This window comes from Stenotrophomonas nitritireducens (assembly GCF_001700965.1).
Classification (GTDB): domain Bacteria; phylum Pseudomonadota; class Gammaproteobacteria; order Xanthomonadales; family Xanthomonadaceae; genus Stenotrophomonas; species Stenotrophomonas nitritireducens_A.
The window spans coordinates 2,927,967-2,950,919 of record NZ_CP016756.1; the positions used below are offsets into that span (position 1 = coordinate 2,927,967).

The following is a 22,953-nucleotide window of genomic DNA, read 5'->3' on the forward strand; positions in this document are numbered from 1 at the left end:
GAGGATCTTACAGTCCGGCCTGCGGGTGGGGCGGCTGCGAGATCTTCAAAGCTAATTGACCATGAAGTGGGTTCTTTATTTTCCATCAGCAAGAAGTAACCTAAGTTCTTCTAGAGAATAGGGGGTTGGCTTCCGAAGATGAACAATTCTATGGCAGTTTGGGCAGAGTGGTACTAGGTCGCATCGAGGGTCGTATTCCCTTGGTGTAGTCAATGTCGAGAGCGGCTGCAAGTGGTGAACTTCAATTATTGAGCACGCGCCCCCGAAAAGTTCTTCGATGCCAAAACCGCAGCCTGCGCATCTGTTTCCATGGATTGATAGACATAAATACCGGTTCCTGCGACTACGCTCTCTCTTTATGACAAGAGACGCGGATATAGCTCCCTCCATATAATTCTCGTCGATGACAACTTCATTTTCATCGTATCCAATCAACTCTGCCATGGCTGCGAGTATTGGAATTATTGTGTCAGTCGCAGCTTCTTTCAGTGCTTCAAATGTCCCGTGATTGCCGATGGCGGGACCAGTAGCTTCGATGGCGAATTTTCCATCTGTGATATTCCACTCGTTGTTCTCACTCTCCCCGCAGACTGTCAACTTGTATTTAGGCGGAATCTGTTTGAGAAGAGCTCGCGCGGTTAAGAGCTGCTCCCGTGGGGCCGACAACATTTGATCAATGCACGGTGTGGAATAATTCCCGAAGCTCATTTGAACTTTGTATCGCTTCAATCCATGCGGAACTATTCTGCATACGGGGCCCCTGGTGTTCCCGAGTTGATCGAAGTATGCAATCAATCCAGAGCGAAGGCCTGGTGATGTGTGACCGACAGCTATTTTAGTGCCAATGCCCTTTTCTAAAGCCATTCTCAAAAGAAAAGCCGAATCTTCTGGCGCATTCATTGTCCTTCGCCACCTTTCTCATCGGGCAGTAAGTCGTCAGCGCTCGGGGTCGGGGTGTCGCGCAGAAGTTTCTTCAGATTCATGGATATCTCATCGCGAAGGTCCTCAAAAACCGGCATTAGCTCAGGATTGGAGTTGTTGATTTCCGCAGCGGCGAAGGCCCATAGGAGATAGTCTATTCCGTCCATGGTGTAGCCTTGGGATTGTGCACGGAGGTAGATCTTCTGAAAGAAGTCATGGTGCTTGTTTACTCTTACCCCAACGCGATGGCCCGACTGCCCGGAGCTTCGCATGGCTGGTTCCCATACATGGCCGGATGTGATGTCGTCTACGGTGTCGATGTATATGGCACGAGGGTTGACATCGTTATCAATCGGTACACGTAACTTGATGCCTTGGCCGTGATTATTATCCACTGTGGCTGTTTGCGAGTTCGAATCAACTGAGGATACTGCCGCCGTCTGTGCATTGGTCGAGCCAATTGTCTTGTTTGCACTTTGGTGATCAAGGACAAGTGCAGCGGCCGCTTGTTTATCTTTTCGTCGATAACGCTTATTCGCTTCGTTCCAAAACGGACTTAGTTGCTTCTTGAGGAATTCCTCCAGCGCGGGATCAAAAAGTACTCGGGATTTCTTGACATCGATTTTGAAAGCATCGTCAAGGTTGTGATCAAAATCAAACTCGACGCGTAGAAGGGAATAATGATAGTCGTCGGAGCGGAAGACGCCTAGCCAGCCGCCATGGTGGATGATTCGTCCTTCACGATGAATGTAGAACCCCTGGGCGCGGCTAGATATCTTCGCCCGTTCGTTCTCTTCCTCGCTGAGATCTTTGCTGTGGGGAAGAATCCACGCGCGCATCCGAGCTTCGTGGGTTGATCCATCTTCAAGTTCCAGCTCGATTTTCTGTGCGTGGGAAGGAAGGACTTGTTCTGATTTTTCAGTAAAGAATGGATCCCAAGAGTGGATGGCCTCTCCATTGAGTTCAATGCTTACATTCGGATAATCTTGATTCGTGAGATCCAAGTAGCGATGGAAAACCAGACCGATATGTTCGCGAAGTCGCTCCACTCTGCTTGTTACAGCCCTTCTCTCCGGTGCGCCCCCGGCTTGTTCATATGTTTTAGTAAGCAGACGGTCGCATTTCGACCAGACGAGTAGCGTCCCGTGATCGCCACAAAGCTCGGCAAACTGCGTCTTTTCAGAATCAGTTACGTCTTCCTCAAGCATCTCCCACACATTGTTTTTCTCAACATGATCAAGGTCCCAGGCGAGCTTTTTCAACGTTTCTGATGCGGCTTTTTTACTTATAAGCGCGAATTTTAGGCAGATGGAACTTGATGCGGTTTTTAGGCCCAAGCCGAATTTTCCTAAACTCTTTAGGTTTTCTCGTTTCGGAGCTCCATAGCGCATGGCTTGAAATAACTCGTCCTCGTCCATGCCTGCTCCGTTGTCTCCGAAGTAGACGAATTTTCTTCCGTCACGCTCTAGTTCGACCTGAATGCTGATGTCGGTGGCGCCGGCTGCAATAGAATTATCAATGATATCCGCAGCGGCGGTGTTGAAATCATAGCCGGTATCTCTCAGGCCAAAGATCAGTCTGGACGGATCCGGAAGGTTTGTTAGGTCTCTTGGAGCTGTACTCATTTAGGTATTCCTTTAGATTGACGCGGCAGGACGGTGAGCAGGTTTCCCCAATGAAATCTTTTGGTCGAGGCGAAGCCCGCGATTTATCAGAGGCCGTTCTGACTCGTCTGCACCTCTTGGATGAATTGCGCGAGTGAAATCAAGTACCCACGGTCGCTCTTGGGGTAGGCATCGTGGAGGTTTGAAGGAACGACTAGCGCAAGCTTCTTCGCCCTCATCTCGTACAATTGATGGGTAGAGATTGGGGCCTCGAGTGTAAGGAGATGCTTGTGCTCCACTCGGTCGGCTTCAGTAAGCACTTGTCTCCACCGATCCTTACATGTCGACTTCACGCCCAGCATGATCAGCCGTTGCGAATCAAAGCTCAGGTCAAGATAGCTGTTTTGACTCGGGAACAGAAAATCGGGCTTCGAGCGGTTCTCTGTACGGGCGGTCCTGGAGTGCCTGAGCAGGTTTGCTTTGAATATATGCTCGAGGTGGTTCTCAAGCGTCAGACCTACGCGGCTCTTTCTTCGATTTTGGACAGAAAGAGAATAGGAGATGAACGAGTCCACGTCGGGCTTACCGTCTCCAGAAAGAAATCCTTCCTTCAGGCGCTTGGAGACAATGTGGTTTTCCAAAGCGCGGAATAGTTGCTCCTCCTTCTCCATCCATGCCATCAGCGCATGATCTGGGTCTGCGAGGGTATCGACGCTCATGCACTTGGATCTGCTAAACGCAGAAAACTGAAGTGTCGTGGGAAAGGACTCTCCGAAGAGATTGATCATCTCATCCAAATGGCTGTCGTCGAGCCACCCGGGATCTAGGCCGATAGTTTCGAGAATTACCCTGGATGCGAAACTGAGCTGCTGCTTGTCGAAATCGTTCTCTGATCTGAGAACATAACGGACGCCGCTGGTGTCCACGCCGAACAACCACTCAATCTGCTGCCCAACGCTCGATCCGCTTTTCGCAACAATCAGCAGAAGAGAGCCGTCTTGGCAGTGTGCAATGACAAGAACATCACCAGCGCCGAAATTTGCGGATACCGATGTGCTGGGGAAGTAGAGGCGATACTCATCTCGCATCACTCCGCGTTCCTCCCGAGCCTTCTGCCGGGCGTCGTACCAAGTCAGTAACGCATCCTCAACGATGGGCTCAGGCTCGCTATCGCTCAAATACATCATCTTTGAGGGATACGGCACTCGCTGGTTGGGCTCTCCCAACATTTCACGTAGTGCTCTTACGCCATTGAACTCATGCTGATTTGATCTGAGTACGTTCGCTTCCACCTCCGTAAGCCGCTTTGCAGCCACGCCTTGGAAATACTCAGACAGACTTCCTTGTTTCATGCCGCCCCCTGTTGGCGCCAGTAACTAGTGCTCTTTCAGTACATCTGACGCAATTTCATCTAAAGCCCTACTTCGTCCATCGGAATGCAGTCCGCGGAGCGTGCATTCCCATACTTCTATTACTTTCCACCCCAGCGACTTTAGCTGATTTTTGACGCGTCTGTCTCGGGCTCTATTTCCATCAATCTTTGCTTGCCAGAACTCCGGTCTTGTCTTGGGTAGACGGTACAACGAGCAATCGTGACCATGCCAGAAGCATCCATGGACAAAAACCACGGTCCGGTATTTCGGCAGCACGATATCCGGTCGTCCAGGCAGTCCAGCTCCACCCAGGCGGTAGCGGAATCCCCTCGCATGGAGGCCCTTGCGTACAAGGACCTCCAGCTTGGTATTCGAACCACGGATCCGCGACATCTGTGCGGACCGCTGTGCGGGAGTAATGCTGTCAACCAAGTTCAGGCCTTGGCCCTCTTCTTCGCTGGCTTTGCCGGCTCCGAAGCGGACTCCTGCAGGAGGTGGGGAACCATGATCCGCGCAACCTCGCTGATTACCGGGACCACTACCGAGTTGCCGAACTGCTTGTAAGCACGGGTATCGGAGACCGGAATGCGGAAGTTGTCATCGAAGCCCATCAGGCGCGCGCACTCACGCGGTGTCAGGCGCCGAGGATTTTTCTTCGAGCCCTGCGAGATCAGGATCTCGGAGCCATCCTTGTAGTAACGGGCAGACAGCGTGCGGCAGGTTGTTTCGGGGGTGACAAGGCCAAAACCGAAGCCGTTGCCTTTTTCTCTATGCTTGGCCGCATAGTTCTGCAGGTACTCCCAGAGTTTGTCGGACAGTGTGTACTTGTCCAGAACCTTACCCTTGACACCGCCGATGTAAGGGGCGTCGGCGGGCTCGGAGCCGTCCTGGCGGTGCATCACTGATCCCATCTTTGGCGCGAAGCCAATGTCAGGCAGATCAAGATCGTCCCAGGTGAACGGAGTTTCTTCGCGGAACCCGACGATGATGATGCGCTCGCGATGCTGTGGGCCGAAGTGCTTGCCGTTGATCACTCTGTGGTGGACGTGATAACCAAGCTCGTTCTGCAGCACGTCGATGATGGTCGAGAATGTGCGGCCCTTGTCATGGCTCATCAGGTTCTTGACGTTCTCCAGCAGGAACGCGCGGGGCTTCTTCTCGGCAATGATGCGGGCTACGTCGAAGAAGAGCGTACCTTGCGTCTTGTCCGAGAAACCATGGGGACGGCCCAGTGCGTTCTTTTTCGAAACACCTGCAATGGAGAACGGCTGGCAGGGGAACCCTGCAAGCAGAACGTCGTGGTCGGGAACGTCACTTTCGTGGACCTTGGTGATGTCGGAGGCGAACATATGGCCCTCCCCATCATGGAAGTTCGCTCGATAGGTCTTTACCGCGTAAGGGTCCCACTCGCTGGTGAACACGCAACGGCCGCCCTGCTTCTCGAAGGCCGTACGGATGCCACCAATGCCAGCAAACAGATCGATGAAGCGGAATTTACCTTCACCTGCTGGAGGCTCGCCGAAAGGCAGGAGGCGCTGACGGATGGCGTCGGCAATGTAGGGCTTTGGTTCGGTTTCGCGGGTCTGCCAGCGGCGGACAGTCTTCGGATCGACTCCCAGTGCCTGGGCGACCTCCTTCGGGCTGAAGCGTTGGAGGGAAAGGTCGATCAATTGGTACGTATTCATGAAGGCTCCGGGAACAACGGGGACAGTATGTCCAATTTCTTCCCGTGGGAAAAGAAATAAATCAGGCGAATTTGTCAGAATCCGTAAGGCTTCGGGCCAGCGTGCTCAGCGCGCCCACTTTGAACACGTGTTGTCGCAGATGTTGAGACGGAAGAGCACTCAACATCTGGTTCTGGCTGCTCAGGAAAATTCATCGTGTTGGCGCTGAGCTCGAAACCGGGTACCAGCCAGCAAGCGGGTTGAGACCCGACGGCCGACGCTCCAGGGGCGGGGCAATGGGCTTCGGAAGAAAGAAGGAAGAAAGAGACTGTTTGGCTGAAGCATCTTCTCCCTGGCTGCTACCTCGAAAGGGTATCCGGTGCGGAATGGCGCTCCAGCAGCTCACGAATTCAATCGCCGTACGGGCCAAAAGGTTTTGTACGATAGCGGCCGAAACAACCGGCTACGGGCCGCTACCGGCTCTTACGATTGACCGGCACGTCAAGTCTGAAACATGTCCATCATCGGCTGATGTCATAGCCAACCCATCCCAGAACCACGAACACCCAATGATCGCCACCCTCCTAGTCGGCATGCTCTGCGTTTACCTGCTGAGCTTCACCGTGATGTTTCTGCTCATCAGTCGTCGGCTGCAGGACGAGAACATGGGCATGGACGTCTTTGGCGTGGGCAACCTCATGCTGGGTGGCGCCTATGTGCTGCAGTTGCTGGAAGGGGCGCCGGGCTGGAGTTGGCTGAGCATGCTCAACCACACGCTCACGCTGTGCTCGCTGCTGGCGTATTGCGTGGGGGGGGCGCGGTTCTTTGGCCGCTCGACACCGCTTGCGGTGCCGCTGCTGTGCCTGGCTGTGGGTTACAGCCTGGTGCAGATCCTGGTGAACTGGGCCTTCGGCCCGGTGGCGCGCTATGTGATGTTGGCCGGTGTCTGCGCGGTGTCCTTCGTCGCGATGGTGGCGATGCTGTTGTACGGCGTGCGCAGCTTCGCCAAGGATCTGCGCGGCGAAGTGTTGTTGTTTGCCGGCCTGATCAGCGGCATCTGCGTTTTGAACGTGATCAAGCTCAGCAAGCTGTTGTCCGGCGGCTTTGAGGCGGTGAGCAACGATGGCCGGTTCTCTATGGTCTTCTACGTCTACATGTGTTCGCTGGCGACCATCCTGCCGCCGTCGATTGTGTGGTTGGTGCTGCGGCGCCTTACCGACAGCTTGCGGACCGTTGCAGCCCGCGATCCGCTGACCCATCTGCTCAACCGTCGCGGTCTGAGTACGGCGCTGGACGCCTGCTTCCGGCGGCCGGGAACCACGGCTCGGCTGCTGTTGGTCGATCTGGATCACTTCAAGAACATCAACGACAGCTACGGCCATCATGTGGGTGATGAGGTGCTGTGCGGGGTGGCCGACGCGCTGCGCGCCTCGGTGCGCAAGGACGACCTGGTCTGCAGGCTGGGCGGCGAGGAGTTCGCGGTGATCTGTGTGGGCGCCGATGATGCGTCCGTGCTGCGCCTGGCCGAGCGCGTGCGCAGCAGTATCGAGCAGAAGGTGATGCTGCAGGGCGCGCTCTACGCGCAGCTGCGTTGCACGGTGACCATCGGTGTATCAGACAGCTTTGGCAGCGAGGCGGCCTTGGGCCAGGCCATGCAGCAGGCCGATGCGGCGCTGTATCGCGGCAAGCACACCGGCCGCAACCGGGTGGAGCACAACCAGGGCCCGAGTCGGCGCAACGCTACGCTGGATACGGTTCACTAGCCGCTTGGGTTGCTGTCCCGGTTTTGTTGATGCCGATATTTGGCTCGGGAAAAATCTTTCTAGGTCCAGCCTTGCGCGCGATAGATGAGTTGGCCGAGTGTTGGCTGCGATGCTCATCCACGGCCGGATATATGCATTTTGGATCGCTGGACCGACGGCTCCCTGCCGGCAGTCGGCCGTGCATCCCGAAGGGCCAAAATATTGACGCGCTTGAGCGCTCTATCGCCTGCATGCGCTGTGTATACGCTGCCAATTGCCGTCTATAGAATTCGCTCCGGGGATTCCAGATATTTGCTTCGCGCCTTCAACGGGGCGGGATGGCTGGCGGGTTCCTCCCACTATTCCTGTCGAAATGGAAGTCGCATAAATGCAGATTCGTTTGTTGTCGCTGGCGCTGTTGGCACTGGTGTGTGCGGATGCCCGCGCTGTTGAAGACCTTGCACCGCAGGAAGCTGCAGCAACCGTCGAGCGCCCTGCGCGTATCCGCCTGTTCGGGCAGAACGGCGTCGGCCTCACGATGTATACCAATGCACGCTGCAAGGACGAATACGACGAAGAGGTCGAGGCGTCCGGTTCGATTGGGCACTACTTCAAGGCAATGGTGCGCAAGAAGCCGGAGAACGTGACCATCGGCATGCCCGAGACCGCCGACACGCGCAATCTGGCTACACGCGACAAGCTATGGGCCAGCCCGTATTACGCCGAGCACCCGCTGGTGCCGGGGCAGCCGGTGATGCTCAAGGCGAACATCGCCAATGGCTCAGGCTGGACCTGCAACCGCGGCCGCGGTATCGAAGCCAGCTTTGTTCCAGAGTCCGGCGTGGACTACGAGGGCGACATGATCCGCGACTTCGAAGGCGGCAGCTGCGGCATCGCCTTGCGGCGGATAGCACCGGACGGAACCACCACACCGGTCATCAGCCGCATGATGGCGCCCAAGTGCGAGGCTGAGCCGGCACCTGCGCCATCATTGATGGTGATGCTGATGGATCCGGACAACCTGCAGTACCGGCTCGCCGAAGAGGGCGCCGGCATCGATGAGCTGGACAACGATGAGGACAGCATCGAGGACCTGGAGGAAATGATCGCCGAGGCGCCCATCGCACCGGGCGTGCCGGTATGCATCGTCGCCAGTGACGAAACCAATAGCAGCGAGTTCGGCAAGGCGCTCCCGGCGCTGCTGGAAAAACGTGGTGTACAGGCACAGGTGACCCGGGTAGACGCCAAGGTGCTCACGGCGGAATGGAACCTGACCGAACAGCGGCCGCTGAGCTTTGCCCTGGCCGAGTACTACTGCAGGTCGATTGCCGGGCAGCGTTGATGGAGCCGCATGTATTTGCGGGGAATTGCAGATAGCAAGCGTGGAGCCAGAACAGCACGAATGGAAAGGATTGGGCCTTCCTGTGCTGCGCATTTGCTTTTTTGGCGGGACGAGACAGGGGCGTGATTTCACCACGCCCTGATTGCGGCTTGGGCTGCATCGAGCGCTATGCTGCGAGCAACTGCACAAGGAAGCTGCGCTATGACTCAACGGCAAAAAAGCGTGTTCATACTATTGGCAGCGCTATTGATGCTGCCGGGCACAGCTCCAGGTAGTCAGCCCAAAGGTCGGTATCAGAAAGCGGTGATTTCAGACGAAGGCGGTGTTCTTTGCTTGCGGGCGAATGATGTGCCGGAGTTGAAGCGCGCCGCATCCATAGTCACCAACCTTACGATCTACCATCGCCAAGGCGGCGCTCAACGCCCCATCTGGTCGCAGAGCTATCCTCCGAATGAAGTGGCGCCGCCAGTGATATCACCGGGTGATTGCATGGATGACGTCGGCACGGAAGAAAATCCCTTGCCGGCGCTAGTTCCTGGCGCGCAGTATTCGGCGGAAGTTGCTGCCTTCATTGTGGACAAGAGCGGGAGCCCAGTGAGGCGTTGGTATAGCGGCCACTTCTGCGTGGTGCGCAGTGAGGGCGGGTTTGAGGTTCGACAGGTGCTGTTTGACCGGCGCCGGGGCGTTTGGGGCTGGGATGCATGCGGCTTGTAGGTTGGATCGCACCTGGGGCAACGACGGTATTGCGTTGGGGCTGCTTCCTTGGGTGAACGAATGGTCTGGCCCGGTCACTCGCTACCACGCCAACCACTTGCTGGCATCATCCCTCCATGGCCATCACCCTCGACCACCTGCGGCGCTATGCCGTCGCCCGCTCGCTGTTCAAGCCAACCACGCTGATGCAAGCCATCGCGAAGCTGGGCTTTGTCCAGGCCGATCCGATTCGTGCACCTGCACGGGCGCAGGATCTGACCCTGCGGCAGCGGGTGGTGGGCTACCGCGCAGGCGATCTGGAAAGGCGTTATCCGCGCTTGCCGTTGGAGGAAGATTTCTTCGTCAACTATGGCTTCCTACCGCACAGCCACCACGCGCTGATGCATCCGCGTCAGGCACGCTTGGAGTGGACGCCGGCGCGCTGGAAGCAGGCGCAGGCAGTGCAGGAATTCATCGCCGAGCGCGGTGCGGTACACCCGCGGGAAGTGGATGCCCACTTTGCACATGGCAAGACCACCAACTGGTTTGGTGGATCGTCCAATGCCAGCACGCAGTTGCTGGATGGCATGCATTATCGCGGCCTGCTGCGGGTGGCGCGGCGTGATGGCGGTACCCGCGTGTACGCGGTGCATGAGGCGGCACCGGCGGTGCCTGCGTTCGATATCGACGTACGCATGGATGCACTGATTGATCTCATTGTCGCCAAGTACGCACCCTTGCCGGACGCCAGCCTGGGGCAGCTGGTGGCCTACCTGGGCAATGGTGTCCCGCAGTGGAAGGATGCGCGCAAGCCGGCCCTGGTGCGGGCGCGTCAGCGCTTGCAGCGGGTGAGGGTGGATGGTGTGGATTGGCTGTGGCCGGCCGATGAGCGCGCCGAGCGCCGCCGTTGGAAGCCGGATGCGCAGGTACGGCTGTTGACGCCATTCGACCCGGTGGTATGGGACCGGCGTCGTTTCGAGCTGTTATGGGGCTGGGCCTATCGCTTCGAGGCGTATACCCCGCCGGCCAAGCGCAAGTTGGGCTATTACGCCTTGCCGCTGTTGTGGGGCGATCAGGTGATTGGCTGGGGCAATCTGTCTGTTGCCGGTGGCGCATTGAATGCTGAACTCCGGTACGTCGACGGGCGGCCGCCGCGCGATGTCGCGTTTGTCCGCGAACTGGACGCAGAGCTGGCGCGGATGCGGGTATTCCTGGGCCTTGAAGATTGAGCTGAAATCGTTGGCGCCGCTGGGGTAGGGCGGGTTTGGCCTTGTGCATCCCGGCTGTCCTGCTTGTATCGGAGTGGGCGGAGCATGCAGCTCGTTTGGCTGCGGCTATTGATGGCAGGAAGTCATGTTGCTCGGATAAGTTGATCGGTCGCGGCTGCATCGGGCATGCTGCATCGCCTCCACAAGCGCTGTCGCCAGGATCACCCACGTGCCGCCAACCACCGCTGCAACCGCCCGCAACAGCGGTGTCCATATGGCTGTGGCTTTCGTGGCCATGGGCAGCTGGGCCGCGTTCGCGAATCTGGCGCATCCGATGCCGCGGCCGTTGATCGCAGGGCTGGTGCAGGGCACCTTGTCGGCGCTGATCACCTTGTTCCTGAAGCGGATGATCGAAGCGCTTTCGGCCCGCTTGCCCGGCAGTGCGGGTTATTGGGTGCCGCCGGTGGTTGCGATCGCGGCGTCTTTGAGCCTGCTCAGCAGCATTCATTGGCTGGCAGGCACGCCTGAGATCCTGCGGACGATTGTTGTCCCGTTGTCGGTTACGGCTGTTTACGCGACTACTTACAATCTTGCGCTGCGGCGCGCGGCGAAGGCTGGCCAGTAGGCGTGGTGTAGGGCGCGAAGCGAAAGGCCTTGAAGCACCCCTCCCAACCCTCCCCTTGCCTGCGGCAAAGGGAGGGCTCAACGCGGCGCTCGCTTCCGCCGGCGCATGCCGCGTACTACCATCGCCGGGCCGGCCAGCGAGGGACGCGGGCGCGAGCATCCAACCGGGGGCGACATGGATCAGGTCTTGAAGGTGCTGGGTGTATTGGCCGTAGCAGCCGCTCTGGCGGGCTGCGGTAATCTGGGCAAGTCCAATGAAACACGTATCAACGATGCAATACCGCCGGGCAGTGCGGTGCTGGCCAGCAAGCAGCGGCTGGAAGTGCAGTTGAAGGCAATGGGGCAGGATGTCGCCGGGTTCGAACAGGCCTACCAGCAGCGTTTGCAGCAACGTGCACGTGAGTGCGGCAAGGACTACAAGGTTTCGCTGTTTGCCAGCAGTGAGAGCGTACGCGACGACCTGGCCGGCAATACCTGCTTTGCCGAAAGTGATGCCGCCCTTGAAGAGTGGCTGGTGCTGCAGCGGATGGCGGTGTTGCTGACCGCGCCGCCGCTGCGCGCGCTTGCCAAACCGCCGGCCAGCTTCATCAGCAGCAACAGTACCTTCCAGCAGCCCGTGTTTGCCGCTAAAGCTGGCGTTGTGGTGCTGCAGACGGATAGCAAGTACCGGTTGATCGACATGCAGACCAGTGAGGTTCTGCGCGAGGCCGAAGGACGGCTTGATGGTGGCACGCTGTCAGCCAATGGTCGCCTGCTTACCGTGGCCGCTGCTGACGGCGGCATGGAGGTGCTTGAGTCGGCGACCGGTGAGGTATTGACTACTTACGCGGTGTCACCACGGCGTTTCCACTGGCTGGAAGGCGTGGGGGCGATCTTCAGTGAACCGGCCAAGAAAGGCACGCAGCGGCGAACGACGATTGTCCTGCTGGATGCAACGGTAGGAAAGCGCATTCCCATTCCGCTCGACGCGGCATCGGTGGACCAGGTGTTGTCGGTACCAGGCAAGCCGAATCACTACCTGCTGTTCTCGCCCCGGCGCTTGGCCGAGATTGCGTTGCAGAAGGGCAAGGATGGCTGGTCGGTGCAATTGGTGTCCGAGCAGCCTACGCAGTTCGTTGCCAGTGATCGCGGCCTGGCAACCGCCGTGGACGGCAGCTACGTCGTGGTGGCACAGGGCCAGCTGCGGCAGTTCCTGCTCGCTGACCGGCAGCATCGGATACTGCCGCTGCAGCCGCTGCTGATCAATGCAGTATGGGCAACGCCGCGCAGCGATGAGCTGTTATTGCGCGCGCGCGTCGCCGGGCCGGTGTTCGACTACCGTCACTATGTTTATTCGCTGAGCCGGCAGACGCTGGCGCAGGTGGATTCAACAAAGTTGACATCCACGCAGTTCATCTTCATCCCGTCGTTGCAACGCAATGGTGTCATCGACCAGACCAAGATCCAGGTGTTGGAAGAGCTGCCCTTGCTGCCCGCGCAGGCAGCCAGCAGCGCGATCGCGCAGTACCAGGAGGAAGCCCGTGTCGCGATGTCCACCCGCACGCAGCAATGGGCGGAGATGGAGAGCAATCTCCGCGATGTCGAGCTTGCTGCTGCTGGTGCTTCGCCGGAGCATCAACTGCTGGTGCAGCGGGCGCGTGCGGCCCTGGCTGCGCGCAACCAGGCGGTGTCAGCGGCGCCGGCTGCACAGTCGCGCTCCGCCAATGCGCCGTTGGCGGTGTTGGCAGGAAACGCACGTATCGAAGCGGTGGGTGTGTACGAAGCCGCCAATGGGGTTCATGGGGTTGGCATACAACGGCAGGCCGGGTCCATCCAGGTACGGGTGCGCCGCTCCAATGCGCCGACCATTCTGGTGCTCAGTGCCTACGAGCCGGTCAATTGGATGCTGACCGTGGAGAGCGGCGCCAATCTGCAGGCCGTGCTGGTTGGCGGCTATCACCAGGGGCAGGTGTTTGGTGCCGGCAATGCGCGGATCATGCAACTGGGCCGCAATTATGCCTACAAGCGCGGTGACGGCGGTTACAGCGCGCTGGATGCCGAAGTGCAGCGTTTGACCGGCAAGTCGATCGGCGTGTTCCAGGGCCGCTATGACGGCACTACCTTCGTCACCGGCTTGTAGCGGCGTATCGCAGCGCGGCACCTGCTCAGCTTTGTGCGCGCTGCAATACGGAAAAGCCACGCTGCAATAACCGTGGCCGTTGCAGGCTGGCGTTGCGGCATGCTGCCGCTGTGGAGGTTGCAATGATCAGCAAGCAGACCCATCAGAACATGCACAAGGGCGAGCAGAATCGCCCCAACCGTCCGGCTACAGAAGAGGCGCGCAATGCCAATCCTTCGCGGCAGGCCTCGCGTGGTGAGCCCAGTCATCAGAAGGACATGCACGACCAGCACATGCTCGATCAGCGCGAGGCGGGCAAGCGCGATCAGGACAAGAAGCACTAGCTTTACCGCACAACCGGCTGGCGTCGCCCAAGTGCGGGTGACGCTGGTTGGAATCAGGACTTCGCGTCGTCGCAGCCTAGTGGGAACCACGGCGCTTGATTAAAGCAGGGCGATGCTGCGATTTCATCAGTGTCGAGCAAACGCGCCGAAACGCGGTGATGGCACTTTCCGGTTACAGCACCTGCGGCACGCATTCGCGTGTCGCAGGTGCCTGTCGATGCGGGGATCAATCAATTGGCCGGTTCACCGATGACCAGGCCGCTATCGTCGACGCTGATCACGCCATCCACGGCGGCGGCTGCGGCGCTCATGCGGTCGGCCTCGCTCTGGCTGCCGACCTGGCCGCTCAGTGACACCATCCCGCCACGCGTCTGCACGTGGATCTCCATGCCCGGCGTATCCCGCACACGCAGCAACCTTGCTTTCACTTCGCGGCTTATCCAGGCGTCACTTCCTGGTTGCTCGGCAGCGCGGTCGCCGCTATCGACGGCTGGAGGCGCCTCCTGCGCGGGCAGGGCAGTGGCGGTGGCCACGGGAGTGCAGGTGGGAAGGGCGGCTGCAATCAACAAAGCACTTCGCAGGTGCAGGCGTTTCATCGCGATGCTCCTCTGGGTGGACAGGGGCCGGGTTTTCCTCGACCCGTTGCGAGCCTAGCAAGGCAGGGGTTAGCCAACCGCGTCCTTGTTGTTAGCAGCATGCGAACACCCGGTATTCAGCCAGGGAAATGCCCGCTGAAGAATTGCCTGTCTTTCGGAATTTTCAGCGCACCCGCACGCGACGCTTACGCGATCCGGCCTAGTGTCATCGCCACATCCAAAGCGGAGCCAGCTGATGACACGCGGTGATAGAAGTGCATATACAGACAAGCAGAAGCGCCAGGCCGAACATATCGAGCAGAGCGAACGCAAGGAAGGGCGCTCGAAGGAAGACGCGGAACGTATCGCCTGGGCGACAGTGAACAAGCAGGATGGTGGTGGCAAGAAGTCTGGTTCGGGGCGAGCTTCTAACAAGCACTAATTAGTGTCTGTTTGTGGTTGTGGGAGCGGCGTAAGCCGCGAAGCTGGCGATCTGAATAAGCCGCGAAGCTGGTGATCTGAACGTGCAGTGGCTTCGCGGCTTACGCCGCTCCCACAAAGGTGAGCTCTTTAGCTGAAGGCTTTCCTGTCCTTCTCTGCACTCATCCGGTGGCTGCCTGCGGTTGCGATGCTACGTGTCTTGATGCTCTGCATGAACACCCATTCGCCGCTGATGCTTGCCGGTGTGATATCGATCATGGCGTAGCCGCGCTGCGAGGTGTCGCACCAGCTCAGTTCCGGGTTGCTGGCCATGAAGGCGCGCGCAACGGCATCCGGTGCGGCGGCGAGGCTGCCTTCGATACCGCCGGAAGTGACAGCCTGAACAGCGAACTCCACGCCCGCAGGCCTGCCCTCGTGTTGCAGCGAGTACGCCCAGGCGTTGTGGCTGTCACCGGACAGCATCACCAGATTGGCATCGGCACTTTGCGCTGCCTGCAACAGGCGCGCCCGGGCAGCCGGATAGCCATCCCAGCGGTCCATCCACATCGGCAGCCCAAGCCGTGCGCCATGCACGTTGTTCTTGAAGGCCTGCACGCTGCGCTCACTGGCGTCACTGCGCAGCATGCCCAGCGTTTCGGCTGGCATCACGGTGCGGCCGAGGATGGTGCCCATGCCAACCAGCTGCCACTGATTGCGCGCGGCGTTGGCTTTCAATGCGTCATGGAGCCAGGTTTCCTGTTCCAGGCCGAGCATGGTTGCCGAGGGATCCTGCCACGGCCCATCGCGGAAGGCTTCCAGGGCGGCATCGGTGCCGGCCTTGTAGGCGCTGCCGATATCGGCGGGTTGGGTGCGGCCCAGCAGGCGGGATTCGGTACGGTACAAGGTGCCGAGGTTGCCGATCGGGTAGGCCTTCCACGGTTCATCGGATACCGGCATCCATTCGCGATAGGCCTGCATTGCGGCGGCCTTGCGGGTATTCCAGTCGCCTTCACTGGCGGGCTGGTGATTCTGCGCGCCACCTTCCCAGCTGTCGTTGGCGCTTTCATGGTCGTCCCACAACGCCACCATCGCCGCATTCTGGTGCAGGGCCTGCAGGTCGGCGTCGGCGCGGTAGCAGGCCAGGCGCATGCGGTAGTCCAGCAGCGAGATCATTTCGTGTTCGTGAGCCGGCATCACCTCGCGCTCGGCGATGCGGTCCTGTGCCTTGTACGCGCCGATGCCGTACTCGTAGAGGTAGTCGCCCACATGCAGCCACAGGTCCATGTCCTCGCGTTGCGCGGCATGCGCGTAGGCGTTGAACCAGCCCATCGGCAGGTTGGCGCAGGAGAACAGGCCCAGCCTGAAACGGGCCACGTCGCCTATCGGCAGGGTGCGGGTGCGGCCGGTGGGGGAGTGGCTGCCGTCGGCGGCGATGAAGCGGTACCAGTAGGTGATGCCGGGCTGCAGGCCGGCCAGGGTGAGCTTGGCGGTCCAGTCGCGGTAGCTGCCGGTGCGTACGCTGGCGGCTGCAACCACATTGCGGAACGCGCGGTCGCTGGCGATCTCCGCCTGCAGGGTGGTCTCGTCGGTGTCGCCGGCGGGCACGTAGCGGGTCCATAGCAGCATCGAATTGGGGCCGGGTTCGCCGCTGGCGACGTTGTGGGTAAAGCCCTTGGCCGCCTGGATCTGCGCGGCGAAGGCGCGGCCGAGCGGAAGCAGCAGCGCGCCCAGCCCGAGGCTGGCGCCAATGATCAGACGGCGGCGGTCGATGTTGGTGGTCATTGCGGGCTCTTTGGGTTGCTGGTGGCGGGTGAAGCAAGATGGATTGTTGGGCGCGACGGCCTTCCCGCTTCGCACTCCGGCCCTTGCATTGATGCAAGAGCGTTCGTTGCGCAGCGAACCTGCGCTTTGCAAGCTGCCCTCTCCCGCAAGCGGGAGAGGGCAGCAAGCCTTCTTCTTTCGGGGCGTTGTGCCCTTGCCAGTTCGCGCCTCAGAAGCGGCCGCGGATGCCGAAGTTCCACATCGAGCCGTATACCGTGTACATCTGCACGCGGCTGGGGATGTTGGAATAGATCACTTCCGGTTCGTTGAAGATGTTGCGGCCGGCCAGCATTACGTCGATGTTGTCGGTGAGCTTGTAGCTGGCGCTGATGTTCCACAGCTCACGTGCATCGCGGTAGAGGATGCCGTTGTTGGCGGTGGTGGGCGTATTGCTCAGCGCGCTGACGCGGTGCTCGGACTGGTAGTTGCCGTTGATCTGGAAATCAAAGCGGCCGTAGTTGTAGCGGATGCCCCAGTTGGCCGCTTGCTTGGGAATGTTCTGGCGCGGGCCGTCCGGGTTCACCTGGGTCAGTGAGCCATACACGCTCAGGCCCTTCCAGGCGCCGGGCAGGAAAGTCATCTGCTGGTTGTATTCCAGCACCACGCCCTCGTTGGTGCTGGTACCCGGTGCGTTCTGTGCGCTGCGGAAGGTATAGCCCTCGTAGTCGTTCGGGTTGAAGCCGACGTCTTCCGGATTGACGGTGATGCCGGTGACCTGCATGTCCTGCATATCCAGCTTGTAGTACGACAGGCCCAGCAGGCCCGACGGCTCCAAGTAGTACTGCAGGCTGGCGTAGTACTTGGTGGAATGCTCGGGCTTGAGCTGGGCGTTGGGCACGCTGACGATCATGGTGTCGTCGTTGACTGCCACCACGCCGCCGAGGTTGCCGTAGTCCGGGCGCAGGATCGACTGGCTGAAAGATAGCTGGCCAACCAGCTTGTCGGTGAAGTCGTATTTGACCCCGCCGCTGAGGAAGAAGTCGTCGTACTCGCCCTTGCGGGTGGTGTAGCGGCCGTTGTTGTACTGGTACATCAGGCCTTCGACGGTATTGACGTTCAGGCCGGCGGCAGTGACCTCGCTGACCGGGCGCACGTCGGCCACGCGGGCGGCGGTACGGGTCTTCTCATAACGCAGGCCGAGGTCGAAGCGGGCATCGCCCAGGCGGGTTTCGGCTTCGATATAGGCCGCATCCACTTCTTCCTGGATACGCTTGTTGTTGTCCAGCCGGCGCTTGAGGTTTCCCACCACATCCGGCACGAAGTATTCCGGGTGTTCCTGGAAGATGTCGTACATCGCGTAGTTGCTGTCGGCGCGCCAACCCTGCTGGTTCATGTTGCCGGCACCGGTACCGATGATCTCGAAGTCGTAATTATTGGTCCACGGCACGCTCGCACCCGGATCGGTCTGACTGCCGTTGGGGCCTACATATTTGTATTGCTGGTACGAGCCTTCATTGGTGCGCCAGTCATTGCGGCGCGTGCCCAGGCCACCCATCAGCGTCACCGGCGTGTCGTTGAAGCTGAGGTGGCGCTTCAGGTCGAGGTTGACGCCATACTGGTCGTTGAGTGCATCGGACTCCGCGCTGCGCACGTTGTAGCCGATCTCGGCATCACGGTTGAAGTTGCTTGGGTCGCCCCACGGGCGCCCGCCGGTCTGGGCGAGGTTCCATTCGTGCGAGCTCTCCGAGGGGCGATCCAGGGTGAAGCCGATGCCGGTCAACCAGCTGTCGGTGCGCTGGAAGAAGCCCTTGCTGGTGTCGCGGAAATTGAACTCGGCACCGGAATAACTACCGCGCAGCACTGCTTCCCAGTCCTCGCCCTTGTACTCCAGCTTGGGCGCGATCAGGTAGGCCGGCGTGCCGGCATAGCGGTGCGAGTACTGGGTGTGCAGGCGGGTATTGGTGCCGTTGGGATTGACCACGATGTGGTTGGGGGTGGAACCCGGCGCGGCTTCGGACTTGCTGGTGGTGCCGAAGATCAGATAGGTGTACTGGTTGAAGTACTCCACGTCGTACATCGAGTAGGTGCTGCGCAGGGACGCCACCAGCTCATCGGTGATCTGGTAATCCAGGCTCAGGTTGGCGGCGGTGCGGCTGGTCATCTTCGGGCCCGGGCGCCACATCACCCGGTAGGGCATGGCGCTGCCATCAGCCTTATAGGCGTAGTCGGTCTGGATGCGGTCCTGCTGCACATAGTTGGCGTTGTAGCTGGCGTTGAACTCCACGCCGAAGCGCCCGTCCATGAACACGTCGCCGAAGCCGAACTGGCCGGATGGGTAGATGGTGTCGTGCTTCTTGTCATCCGGAAAATACTTGCCCGACCAGTTGGAATCGGAGGTGCCCACCGCTCCAAGCTGGAACACGATGTCGCGCTTGGTGCGCTGGAACGCGTACTTGCTGCGCAGGTTGATGTTGCCACCGGGCGAATCGGCATCCATCGCCGCGGTCAACGTGTTGTTGAGCTCGATCGATTCGATGCCGGTGATCGACATCTGCTCGAACGAGTTCTGCCGGCCCGAATTATTGTTCGAGGTGGCCGTGGCCATGCGCGCGCCATCGGTGGTGAAGGTGGAGTACTTCGGGTCCAGGCCGCCAATGCGCACCGCGGTGGCATCCACCTCGGTGTAATCCAGCGACAGGCCCGGCATCGACTTCATGAACTCACCGACATCGCCCATGGTCAGCGCGCCATAATTGTCGGCAGCCACCACGTTCTTTGCGTTCATCGCCGCGCGCCGCTCCATGATCGCGCTGGCCTGGCCGTCGCGCGAAGCGGTGACCTTGATCGCATCCAGGTCGGTTGCATCGCCGCCACCGGCGGTATAGGACGGCGCCTTCAAGGCGACTTCGACGCTGGTGGTCTTGCCGGCATCAATCGAAGCGCTGAGTCTTGCTTCCTGCAGGCCGGTGTATTTCACCTGCACGGTGACATCGCCGGCGGGAATGCCGGTCAACTGGAAGTGTCCGCCTTCCTGCGAGTAGCTGACATTGCGGCTGCCTTCAATACGCACCTCGGCGTTGCGGACGTACTCGCCGGTGGCAGTGTTGAGCACGCGGCCACGCAGGCTGCCGCTGCCAATGGTCTGGCTGCTGCCGTCTGTGACTTGTTGCGCCAACAGGTCGGGTGAAACGCAAAGCGCTGCCAGGATGGCGCTGACCAGCGCCGACTTCTTTACTTCGAGCATGGATCTGTTCCGGAGAGTGTGGGAGTACCGCACACAGCTGGGGCTACGCCGTGCAAGCGGCGCCACCTTACGTCCGGACAATTACAGAACCTTTACGTTTGAGCCATGGATACTGTCGCTAGTGAAACTGCTTTTGCTTTGCTCTGGCTGCGGAGTGGTGCGGGGCGCCAGCGGGGCTGGCATTTGTCGCGCGCGAGGCTTGTGTATCTGAGAATTTCTGATCGCGTGTGGGAGTGAAGATGTGTGCGCTGGCGCACATGCAGGTTTCAGCGCCGAGGCCATCAACCCGCCGGGCCGCGGGCCATTGTCTTTGTGGTAGCGGCGTAAGCCGCGAAGCTAGAGCTGCCAGAAAGCAGCCGCTTCGGGCATTGAGTTAATTAGCTGAAGTGCGTTCGTACTGAGTTCTGCAGATGTGTCAGCTTCGCGGCTGACGCCGCTCCTACAAAAGCAGGGGATTCGCGACAACAACGGCTGTTGTAGGAGCGGCGTAAGCCGCGAAGCCACTATTGTCCGGGACACGCATTGCCGTTGAAATCTGCAACAACAGAACTTCCATATGATTGGGCAGCTTCAAGGTTGCTTGTTGCTATCAGCTTCGCGGCCTACACCGCTCCCACATGCGGGAGATTCCTCGGGGACGCGTCATGGCGCAACAAACGGCTGCTCAGGCTCGCCAGTCCAGCGCATCAGCTGCAGGTCTGCGCCTTGTTTGCCATCACGCTTGAAGTTGGTGGCCAGGTAGAACAAGCCATCGCCTACGGCCTGCAGGCCGACGTCGGCTTTCTGGTTCCAGCCGCGGATGCCGGTGGCTGGGTCTTTCAATCCGGCATCGGCCAGCGGCAGCAGCAGGCCTTGTTCCCAACGGTTTTGGCTGTTGCCGGGCACGCCAATCAGATCGCCCTGCCGCGGCGTTGCGGCTGCATCCACGGCGAACAGCAGATAATTCGGGAACGTCGGCTTCCTGCCCTGGTAGACGCCCATGAACCAGCGCTGTTGCGAGGCGTCATAGCTCAGGTTCTGCACGCCATAGCTGGTATTGCCGGTGCGCACGAAGTACTTGCCTTCCAGCTCGCGCGGGCCGCTGTGATGCGGTGCCGCCTCTATCAGCGGTTTTGCCTGTGTCTGCCAGTCGCCGGTGTCGTATTGCAGCAGTACCTGGTGATCATTGTTGCTGCGCTCGGTATTTCCATAGATGCCATAGGCAACGGTCAGCAGCTGCGGGCCATCGGTGTGGCCAAAGCGCGGGCCAAAGGCGACGCCATCAATGCCGGAACAACCATAGCGGTGATCGGGCGAGGCGGTCTCATTGCCGCGGTACTTGCCATCGTCGCCGTCAAAGCGGCCATCACCATTGATGTCGGCGGTGTAGTCGCTCACCACTTCCGGCAAATAGACCGTGCGCAGGATGTCGCTGTCAGCGGCCTGGATGCCGACCCGGTTGATGCGCTGCACATCGATCATCGCGATGTAGAACGCCTGGTCCTTCTTGTACTCCAGCGATCCGTACACCTTGCCATCGTCGGGATTGAAATCCAGATCACCAAGATGGCCGGTCCAACCTTCCAGCGTGCCGATCAGACGGCCTTGCAGATCGTAGCGGGCCAGCAGGTTGGTGAAGGAGTAATAGATATAGCCGCCCTGCAGATCGACCGCGATGCCTTGTACATGGCCGGAGGCCCAGCTGCCGCCGTGTTGCTGCACGGGCAGCTGCGCGGGCGCGGCAGCGTTGGCAGCGCCGCTGGCAGCGATGCACGTAGCCAGAAGGATCTGAAGCAGGGAACGTTTCATGTTGTTGGGGTGATTGCCGGACCAACCATCTAACCTGGCTGCCGAAGGTGACGTCGGCATGACAGCGGCGTGCAGGCTTACGCAATTTCGGCGACGTGTGTTTCAATGCCGCAACGGAAGTCGCGCTTCAAGGAGAGATGCAGTGCAATTCAAACGGAAAGTTGCCGGTGTTTTGTTGTTGCTGGTGGCTGGCCAAGCCAACGCACAGTCGCCCAGCGACGAGGCCCCGGTATCACGGCTGCGCTTGTTTGGCCAGAACGGCGTCGGCATGGTGCTCTATACCAACACCACCTGCACGGCGGAATATGCGCAGAAGATCCGCGCGTCCGGCTCACTGGGCAGCGCCTTCGGATCGATGCTTGGCAAGGTGAAGAATGAGAGCCTGGGCATTGCCGAGACCGATACCAGCCGTGGCCTGAAGCAGCGCGGCATGATCCTGTCCAAGGCCTATTTCAAGGAATACCCGCTGGTACCCGGGCAGCCTGTGGTGGTGGAGGCCGGTATGGGCTCGCCAACCGGCTGGCGATGTGATCGCCTGATCAGCTCGGTCTTCACCCCGGAGGCGGGCAAGGATTACGAAGTGGCGCTGGACGTCGACTTTTCCGGCGGCGTGTGCACGCTGAAGGTCAATCAGGTTGCCGCTGACGGTACGCTGCTGCGCCTGCCGGTACAGCCTGCCGGCAAGCACTGCGGCGTGCCGGCGGACCAGCCCGGGCAGGGCCCGGAAGCTGGCGGGCAGCCGACCTGATCTCGGCTGCCAGGCAGGGGAGAAGGGCTCAGGCCTCTTCTTCCTCGTCTTCTTCTTCTTCTTCCTCGTCTTCGTCTTCTTCCTCATCCTCTTCTTCAAAGGCGTCGGCTTCTTCGACGCGGACGAAGTTGGGCAGGGTGTCGGCAAAGCCGATCTGCTTGCCGTTGGCCAGCATCGGGCGCACGGCACGTTTGCCGGCTTCTTCCACTACCGCGAAGCACACCAGGCTCTGGGCGCTTTCGTCGCCGGCTTCTTCGAACACGGCTACCCAGCCGTCGGCGGGGATGATCTGGATGATATTGTCTTGCATGGCTGGACTACTGGTTGAAGGAAGCACGAGCTTGCGTGAAGGCAGGCGCGCTTTGCAACCGTGCGGCGGTGGGATACTGGCGTGGCCTGTTCACCGGAGCCGCCGATGCCGCAAGCACCATTACGAACCCCCGACGGCCGCTATCTGGTGGTGCGTGGGCGGTTGTGGCGGGCCAGCAATCCTGGCCTGCCCGAGCAGGACCGCAGCACGCTGGTAAAGGCGTTGATGGCGGCGCGCCGTGAGGTGGGCATCGCGCGCCGCAGCGGTGACCGCGAGCGCCTGGCGCAGGCCGGCGCGGCCGTCGACGCGGCCAAACAGTCCCTGGGCGAGCGTGGACCGGTGTGGTGGCAGGATGGAGCGCCAGATTTCAATCGGCACCTGGCCAGAAACACGCCCTATGCTGACTGGTATGCGGCGCAGCAGCAGGACTGAGCGCCAGATGGCTTTACTCGGCGTGGCGTGGCGACGACGATGGCGCCAGTCCCGTAATGGAA

19 protein-coding genes and 1 pseudogene are annotated in these 22,953 nt (G+C 60.0%); 10 read left to right on the plus strand and 10 right to left on the minus strand.

Translation table 11 applies throughout. The features are described from left to right. Positions 1 to 75: 75 nt before the first annotated feature. The 5 genes from BCV67_RS20140 to dcm form a co-directional block, all read right to left on the minus strand. Positions 76 to 900, minus strand: a complete 825-nt coding sequence (locus BCV67_RS20140; RefSeq protein WP_156455875.1) for an HNH endonuclease — start codon at positions 898 to 900, stop codon at positions 76 to 78. Further along, the gene (locus tag BCV67_RS12370; protein ID WP_062169583.1) at positions 897 to 2,546 is read right to left on the minus strand and encodes an ATP-binding protein; all 1,650 of its coding nucleotides are present in this window, start codon (positions 2,544 to 2,546) and stop codon (positions 897 to 899) included. The genes BCV67_RS20140 and BCV67_RS12370 overlap by 4 nt, the downstream gene beginning before the upstream one ends. 86 nt (positions 2,547 to 2,632) lie before the next feature. Further along, positions 2,633 to 3,877 (minus strand): type II restriction endonuclease, encoded by a 1,245-nt coding sequence (locus tag BCV67_RS12375; RefSeq protein WP_062169581.1) that lies wholly within the window; start codon positions 3,875 to 3,877, stop codon positions 2,633 to 2,635. A 24-nt stretch (positions 3,878 to 3,901) separates the two neighbouring features. Next, positions 3,902 to 4,330, minus strand: coding sequence for a very short patch repair endonuclease (locus BCV67_RS19595; protein ID WP_082746622.1), 429 nt, complete (start codon positions 4,328 to 4,330; stop codon positions 3,902 to 3,904). A 2-nt stretch (positions 4,331 to 4,332) separates the two neighbouring features. Then, on the minus strand, positions 4,333 to 5,583 hold the full coding sequence (gene dcm / locus BCV67_RS12380) for a DNA (cytosine-5-)-methyltransferase (RefSeq protein WP_062169579.1): 1,251 nt from the start codon (positions 5,581 to 5,583) through the stop codon (positions 4,333 to 4,335). A 548-nt stretch (positions 5,584 to 6,131) separates the two neighbouring features. Between dcm and BCV67_RS12385 the strand changes: the two genes are divergently transcribed. From BCV67_RS12385 to BCV67_RS12415, 7 genes are all read left to right on the plus strand, one after another. Continuing rightward, positions 6,132 to 7,325 (plus strand): GGDEF domain-containing protein, encoded by a 1,194-nt coding sequence (locus tag BCV67_RS12385; RefSeq protein WP_065868115.1) that lies wholly within the window; start codon positions 6,132 to 6,134, stop codon positions 7,323 to 7,325. 367 nt (positions 7,326 to 7,692) lie between these two features. Further along, positions 7,693 to 8,646, plus strand: a complete 954-nt coding sequence (locus BCV67_RS12390; RefSeq protein WP_062169575.1) for a hypothetical protein — start codon at positions 7,693 to 7,695, stop codon at positions 8,644 to 8,646. A 201-nt stretch (positions 8,647 to 8,847) separates the two neighbouring features. After that, positions 8,848 to 9,360 (plus strand): hypothetical protein, encoded by a 513-nt coding sequence (locus BCV67_RS20145; RefSeq protein ID WP_156455874.1) that lies wholly within the window; start codon positions 8,848 to 8,850, stop codon positions 9,358 to 9,360. Between the two features lie 116 nt (positions 9,361 to 9,476). Then, positions 9,477 to 10,568 carry a DNA glycosylase AlkZ-like family protein gene (locus tag BCV67_RS12400; RefSeq protein WP_062169571.1) on the plus strand — a complete coding sequence of 364 codons (1,092 nt, stop codon included), beginning with the start codon at positions 9,477 to 9,479 and terminating at the stop codon, positions 10,566 to 10,568. Between the two features lie 268 nt (positions 10,569 to 10,836). After that, the gene (locus BCV67_RS12405; protein ID WP_197430023.1) at positions 10,837 to 11,172 is read left to right on the plus strand and encodes a hypothetical protein; all 336 of its coding nucleotides are present in this window, start codon (positions 10,837 to 10,839) and stop codon (positions 11,170 to 11,172) included. Positions 11,173 to 11,346: 174 nt separating this feature from the next. Further along, positions 11,347 to 13,290 carry a hypothetical protein gene (locus BCV67_RS12410; RefSeq protein ID WP_065868116.1) on the plus strand — a complete coding sequence of 648 codons (1,944 nt, stop codon included), beginning with the start codon at positions 11,347 to 11,349 and terminating at the stop codon, positions 13,288 to 13,290. A gap of 122 nt (positions 13,291 to 13,412) precedes the next feature. After that, positions 13,413 to 13,613, plus strand: coding sequence for a hypothetical protein (locus BCV67_RS12415; protein ID WP_062169565.1), 201 nt, complete (start codon positions 13,413 to 13,415; stop codon positions 13,611 to 13,613). A 230-nt stretch (positions 13,614 to 13,843) separates the two neighbouring features. Here BCV67_RS12415 and BCV67_RS19600 read toward each other — a convergent pair whose 3' ends face one another. Beyond that, complete coding sequence (locus tag BCV67_RS19600; RefSeq protein WP_082746621.1) at positions 13,844 to 14,209, minus strand: BON domain-containing protein; 366 nt, start codon at positions 14,207 to 14,209, stop codon at positions 13,844 to 13,846. A gap of 235 nt (positions 14,210 to 14,444) precedes the next feature. Here BCV67_RS19600 and BCV67_RS19605 point away from each other — a divergent pair. After that, positions 14,445 to 14,624 (plus strand): annotated as a pseudogene (locus tag BCV67_RS19605) (HupB); the annotation flags it as partial. A 134-nt stretch (positions 14,625 to 14,758) separates the two neighbouring features. Here the strand turns inward: BCV67_RS19605 and BCV67_RS12420 are convergent. From BCV67_RS12420 to BCV67_RS12430, 3 genes are all read right to left on the minus strand, one after another. Further along, the gene (locus BCV67_RS12420) at positions 14,759 to 16,390 is read right to left on the minus strand and encodes an alkaline phosphatase D family protein (protein WP_062169563.1); all 1,632 of its coding nucleotides are present in this window, start codon (positions 16,388 to 16,390) and stop codon (positions 14,759 to 14,761) included. 208 nt (positions 16,391 to 16,598) lie between these two features. Further along, positions 16,599 to 19,613 (minus strand): TonB-dependent receptor domain-containing protein, encoded by a 3,015-nt coding sequence (locus BCV67_RS12425; RefSeq protein ID WP_062169561.1) that lies wholly within the window; start codon positions 19,611 to 19,613, stop codon positions 16,599 to 16,601. Positions 19,614 to 20,255: 642 nt separating this feature from the next. Continuing rightward, positions 20,256 to 21,401 carry a hypothetical protein gene (locus BCV67_RS12430; protein WP_062169559.1) on the minus strand — a complete coding sequence of 382 codons (1,146 nt, stop codon included), beginning with the start codon at positions 21,399 to 21,401 and terminating at the stop codon, positions 20,256 to 20,258. A gap of 142 nt (positions 21,402 to 21,543) precedes the next feature. Between BCV67_RS12430 and BCV67_RS12435 the strand changes: the two genes are divergently transcribed. Next, the gene (locus BCV67_RS12435) at positions 21,544 to 22,149 is read left to right on the plus strand and encodes a hypothetical protein (RefSeq protein ID WP_062169557.1); all 606 of its coding nucleotides are present in this window, start codon (positions 21,544 to 21,546) and stop codon (positions 22,147 to 22,149) included. Between the two features lie 28 nt (positions 22,150 to 22,177). Here BCV67_RS12435 and BCV67_RS20355 read toward each other — a convergent pair whose 3' ends face one another. After that, complete coding sequence (locus BCV67_RS20355; RefSeq protein WP_062169554.1) at positions 22,178 to 22,459, minus strand: hypothetical protein; 282 nt, start codon at positions 22,457 to 22,459, stop codon at positions 22,178 to 22,180. Positions 22,460 to 22,564: 105 nt separating this feature from the next. Between BCV67_RS20355 and BCV67_RS12445 the strand changes: the two genes are divergently transcribed. Further along, complete coding sequence (locus BCV67_RS12445; RefSeq protein ID WP_062169552.1) at positions 22,565 to 22,891, plus strand: hypothetical protein; 327 nt, start codon at positions 22,565 to 22,567, stop codon at positions 22,889 to 22,891. Positions 22,892 to 22,953: the final 62 nt, after the last annotated feature.